The organism is Methylobacterium pseudosasicola, from assembly GCF_900114535.1.
In the GTDB taxonomy this organism is placed as follows: Bacteria; Pseudomonadota; Alphaproteobacteria; order Rhizobiales; family Beijerinckiaceae; genus Methylobacterium; species Methylobacterium pseudosasicola.
In genome coordinates this window covers 1-5,483 of sequence record NZ_FOTK01000102.1, presented here as the reverse complement: position 1 = coordinate 5,483, position 5,483 = coordinate 1, and the positions used below count along the sequence as shown (strand labels likewise).

Sequence of the window (5,483 nt, the reverse complement as noted above, 5' to 3'; positions counted from 1 at the left end):
GGCGCGCCAGACCTTTCGTCTGGACCAAACCCGCCACCGACATCCTCGCCGCCGTCAGCCGATCCCCTGAACCATCCGTCTGAGTCAGTGCACTACCCGTTACGGGGGTGGGTAATTACAATTCTTCCCACCAACGAGTCAGCGAAAGCCGATCCGCGCAAGGACATGCGTCAAGACCTCAAAGTCGCGATATGCAAAACAGCCGCCAAGAAATAGAAGCAAACTTTGACCTGTTTAATCATCAACAAGCAAATTTAAATATTTCTCGGCACTAGATTTCCATGAAAAACGCGATGCCTGTTGCAATCCTGATGCTTTCATCTCGTTCCGAAGCCTCTCATCGGTCAAAATGTGTTCTATCTGATTAAACCAATCTAAAGAGTCGTTTGGATCCGCGTAAACTGCAGCATTGCCGCAGACCTCAGGCATGCTTGCAACAGGCGAGCATACCACAGGGCAACCAAGCGCCATTGCTTCCAATGCTGGAAGACCAAAACCTTCAGTCAAAGACGGAAACGCAAGGCAAACTGCGTGCTTATATAGCATAGACAAGTCATCATCACTTACCGGACCAAGAAAAAAAACGTTGGGCCGCTCAATTGTGTCGAGCTTTGCGAAATGTCCACCAGATCGGCCTGCTATGACAAGATTTACACTAAGCTTATCCAGTTTATCTGCAATAGCCTCCACGACTTTGGTATTCTTATGTGCCGCGCGGCTTCCGATCATGAATACAAACTTTTTGGAAATATCAAATTTTTCATTTATGAAAGATTTAGTAGAATCCCAAGTGTGGACGTGTTCATGGCCGTTGGGTATGACATGTATTTCACGACCTCTGCCTATTCCATACTCTTCTAAAACTTGTTTAGAAAATTCCGAAACCGTGACAAGATGCTTTACGTTTCTTGCAAGCAGAGGTATCATTATACTATAGTAAATTCTGAAAGATTTCGAATAACTACTCGGTACAATTTTTGTGTTCAAGTCGTGAATACACAGGATTTGTTTGCGAACCAATAACGGTCCTACGTTGCCCAAAGACAGCAAAACTCCTTTTGAAAAAAAAGGGAGTATGAGTTGCGTCCAGAGTGGCCGAGCAACCGAGACTGTGGAAGTACAAATCTCCGAAAATCTGTCGTTTGGAAGAGGCTCCGATTTCGGTATAATAATACGAAGCTTCAATTTACCTGCCTTGTTTTTTTTGTCCAGCGCATAGATTTCGTTTAGAATTTCCCAGGCGTAACGCTGGACGCCCGTGATTTGCTGGGATAAAACTCCGCCATTAAAAGTTATCATAATTCACTCCGCGTATTGAACTTTTTCGACTCGGACCCCAGTTGATCCAGTATTTTTGGTCAGGAAACAACTAGAACGCCTATCCATCGATAATGATCAACCGAAGTACAACCAATGAAATCACCAACAAGATATAAAAGTCTTGAGTTAAGATTTTATAAGTAGCTTCGTTTACGGCCCGACCTTGAAATGTGTTTTTAACCAATCTTCTATCTCCTGATACGCTGACGTGGGCGCAAAATTCTGAAGGAAAACTCTTTCTGACTGCACCTCCATCTGAGCGCGTAAACTGTCATCAATCAGCAAATTTGATACGTGATGAGCGAAAGTTTCCGGTGAATCAGCGACGAACGCTGCGCCGTCAAATTGATCGGGCTGCGCCTGATCAACACCAAGACTCGTACAAACAACCGCTCGCCCATAAGCCAAGCCTTCCGCTATTTTTGTCTTAACACCGGCGCTGCCGATCACTAGAGGGGCTACGACAACCTTCGATTTCGCATACTCGCTGCGTAAATCGTCGATCTCTCCAATCAAATCCACGCCAAGAGGTACCTTAACGAAATAATGACAAACGCGCCCGACGACTCTTAACCGCGCCTCGGGAACAGTAGATAATATCACCGGCCAAATTTCTTCGAGAAGAAACTTAACAGCCGAATAATTTGGACGTGTTTTGTTTCCAACAAATAGTACGTTAGCCAACGTGGAGGTATTTGCAATAAACGTAGGGGTAAACCCAATACCGATATACAAGGCTTCGCAACCAGGGAGTAATCGCTGAATCTGTAATTTATCGGTTTTGCTACTGAACCCGAAAGATATATTCTTGCGATCTATATTGCCTACCGTGGAACGCAGCTCTGGAAGAATGTTTTCTTTAATCTTTTCACCTGACGAATTTCCTTGGCGCAATATAAATTGATCTTCTTTTAGAAACCCAATGAGATGCAGCTTTGCGCCCTGGAACAGGACATCGAATTCTTCAGAACCAGCCCGGTCAAAACATTTAACGACTAAGTTTGGGCTCAATTTATTTAGGTGTAACAAAAGCCATTTCTTTTCGGCTTGTCCAATTTTATGATCATTTTTGCAAAATCCTAAAACAGGTTTATTTATTAAAAGATATCGAAAAATTTGTTTTACTAACGTCAGAGGCTTGACTACATAACAACTACTCACTTGATAAGTATCTTTAATGATAATTCTGTTACCTCCTAAGGTATATTTAATCCGCATAAGCAGTCGTGGCCGGTCCAACCTAGATGTAAGTGTGTATACTTCCCAATTTTGATCCAAAAAAAAAGCCTTTAGCCGATCAAGATATAACCCATCTCCTCCAGCGAAAACGTCGTACGGAATTCGTTGCCAAAATACCACAACATTTTTCTTCGCCATGATACAGTCCTAAGTTGGGTCTCGCGCGACCGTCGCTATTGCATGGACGCTAGTGAACGATCGAGATCGCAAGTTCCTCATTTTCCTTTAAATCCAAATAGTTGAAAGGCAATTAAGCACTGAGCACACTGCCTTACATACATATTTAGCGTGACGACTATTTTGATCCAACTGCGGACACAAAACTGCGTATTCTACTGTGTAGTAGGCGATATTTCTCTCTGAGTAATAATTATATGCGTGTAAATAAAAGGTCGAACGATTCGCTACTTGTTGAGACTACTTGGCAAAGGGAATTTTTATTGTTCGTCATCAACAAACGGCAGAGTTTATTATAAACTATAATTAAATAGCCGCTTGGCGTATATCGACATCTAAGAAATTTCTTTTCGAGCATAAGCCCACACCATTACGGGGAAATCTGGTTCGTTCCGTCTAGATCCGAAAAGTCCCCTTTTTCGCCATTGATTAAAGTTGCCGACTACACATTCTCTATTTCCCCATGATCTCGTCGTTATAAGATTTTCATTAAAGCCGCCATCTTGCAGCAGGTACGAAAGACCCTTTTCTGTCCATCGCGAGCAATCTATCGGCACATTGTGAACTCGCACCAAAAATGGCGTCGCAATAAGAAACACGCCATTTGGTTTGAGCATTTTATACACATTTTGTGCAGCTTTTCTTGGCCAAGGAAGATGCTCGAAAACTTGATCGGCAATGATAAGGTCGAACTGTTTTTCTAGAACCATTGAACATATATCAAAGTCGGGAAAATGCGTTTCGGTGTACGATCTAAAATTGATTTCGCGCACCCACTGGTTCCCGGCAGCGATTTCGAGTGTATCTAAGTTTTCTGACGAAATGCTTTTCAAGTATGCAAAACATTCTTTATACATTTCTTCTCTCACCCAATCGGCCGTCCCAAAGCCAGCGCGATTTAGGATTATACGGAGCCTTTCTTTCGTCTCAGGCTTTTTCCGTAGCAAAGTTAGAAAATGATTTGAAAGCCAGTTTACGAACACTGCTTGTCCTCCTCTGTTATTGACTCTACTTGAGATTTAATTTAACTCACATCACCTTATCAACATGCGCTCTTTATTCATCGAATAGTATTGTTCGAATTAATTACATCTCAAAAAAATGCGTTCGATGCTTTCTCAATGATTTAAAAAATGGGTGAAGACCTTTGCATGCATATCGTTCTAGTCCAATTAATAAATCGCGGTCGGATCACGATGCGTGCATAAATTTTGAGTAAGTAGTCTCCATACTTCGAAAGCCATACGCGTTATCCGAGAATCCCGACCTTGTCGAGGCCTTCGGTTCCGACACATCGCTTCGGTCTACCATGTTAGATGAATGATACCAACGCTAATCGTATTGAAAAGCGTGAACTTGTTTGTACCAGAAATAATCGGCAGGGCGCGTTTAAATAGGCTTGGGTCGAATGGTTTGTATAGGTAGTTGGTCCGTATGAATCATCTTTAAATCGCTTCGCAGCACTGTCGTGATTAGAGCGCTTTACGAAACCAGCGGTTGGCGCGTTCGTCGGGCACGGCGAAGTTCCTCGTTCCCGACGATCTCTGTGCGGTGATCGCGCCGCAGCTGCCGCCGGCGCGGGTGCGTTGGAAGGGCGGGCGGCCGCCGATCCCGGACCGAGCGGCGCTGACCGGCATTCTGTTCGTACTGCGCACTGGTTTGCCGTGGGAGTACCTGCTGCAAGAGATGGGGTGCGGTTGGGAGATATCGTGCTGGCGACGGCTGCGTGATTGGCAGAGGGCAGGCGTGGGGACGGATCTGCATCGCGCCTTGCTAGCTGTTTGGTTGCGGAGCGTCATTGGGATGCGGCGCGTTGGGCAATCAAAGCCTATGCGTGGCGGTTCGACGGTGTGCGCCGCCAGTCTGCCAGGAGGGAGCGCTGATGCTCGCCATCCACCCCCAGGCCCGCACAACCCCGGCCGTGCGCGCCGAGATCGCCCGCTCACACGAGAGCTCCGGGGTGCTGGCCAAACGCTACGGCGTGTCCACCTAGACTATCCGCAAGTGGCGCAAACGCGGTCCCGATGCGTGTCAGGACCGCTCAGCGCGCCCCCACAAGCTCGCGTGGCGCGCCAGCGATGAGGAGCGCGCCATCGTATGTGCGCTCCGCCGCTCCACCGGCTTTCCTCTCGACGCGCTGACCTTCGTCGTCAGCCACTTCTTGCCACACCCGAACCGGGATGCGGTCTACCGCCTCCTTAAAGCCGAGGGCCTCAATCGGCTGCCGCCGGCCGAGAAGGCCCGCAAACCGCACGGCAGCTTCAAGGACTACGAGGTCGGCTTCATCCACGTCGACGTGAAGCACCTGCCCAAATTGCAAGACCGCGACCGCGTCTCGCGCAAACGCTACCTGTACGTCGCCATCGACCGTGCCTCCCGCTATGTGCATCTCGCCGTCAAGGACGACGAGACTACCGCCTCGGCAGTGGCCTTCCTCACGGATGCCCTCGGGGCCTTTCCGTTCAAGGTCACGCACGTGCTCACTGACCGCGGCTCCTGCTTCACGGCCGATGCGTTCGAGGCCGCCTGCGAGCGGCACGGTGTGCAGCATCGCAAGACGCGTCCCTACACACCCAAAACAAACGGCATGGTCGAGCGCTTCAACGGCCGCGTCCAGCGGGAGGTGCTGGGGATCACGCTCTACCGCCACGCCGACCTGGAGATCGTGCTGCGCGGCTTCAACGCGGCCTACAACGGCCGCCAGCAGCGCGTGCTGAACGGGCTCTCGCCCGAAATGGTGCTGCGTC

At 48.2% G+C, this 5,483-nt stretch carries 3 protein-coding genes and 2 pseudogenes; 2 read left to right on the top strand and 3 right to left on the bottom strand.

Features of this window, described 5'->3' with window-relative positions; genetic code table 11:
* Positions 1-234: 234 nt before the first annotated feature.
* From BM228_RS33125 to BM228_RS33115, 3 genes are all read right to left on the bottom strand, one after another.
* Positions 235-1,299, bottom strand: a complete 1,065-nt coding sequence (locus BM228_RS33125; RefSeq protein WP_092047545.1) for a glycosyltransferase family 4 protein — start codon at positions 1,297-1,299, stop codon at positions 235-237.
* Between the two features lie 171 nt (positions 1,300-1,470).
* Complete coding sequence (locus tag BM228_RS33120; protein WP_092047543.1) at positions 1,471-2,697, bottom strand: glycosyltransferase family 4 protein; 1,227 nt, start codon at positions 2,695-2,697, stop codon at positions 1,471-1,473.
* A gap of 374 nt (positions 2,698-3,071) precedes the next feature.
* A complete protein-coding gene (locus BM228_RS33115) occupies positions 3,072-3,605 on the bottom strand; it encodes a class I SAM-dependent methyltransferase (protein ID WP_244537442.1) in 534 nt (177 codons plus the stop codon).
* Between the two features lie 628 nt (positions 3,606-4,233).
* On the opposite strand from BM228_RS33115, the pseudogene BM228_RS33110 reads away from it, so the two are divergent.
* Positions 4,234-4,512 (top strand): annotated as a pseudogene (locus tag BM228_RS33110) (transposase); the annotation flags it as partial.
* A 106-nt stretch (positions 4,513-4,618) separates the two neighbouring features.
* Positions 4,619-5,483: pseudogene (locus BM228_RS33105) on the top strand (IS481 family transposase); the annotation flags it as partial.

Excerpts from the sequence above, each read along its gene's own strand:
- BM228_RS33125 (WP_092047545.1), bottom strand. The coding sequence starts at position 1,299 with ATGATAACTTTTAATGGCGGAGTTTTATCCCAGCAAATCACGGGCGTC.
- BM228_RS33120 (WP_092047543.1), bottom strand. The coding sequence starts at position 2,697 with ATGGCGAAGAAAAATGTTGTGGTATTTTGGCAACGAATTCCGTACGAC.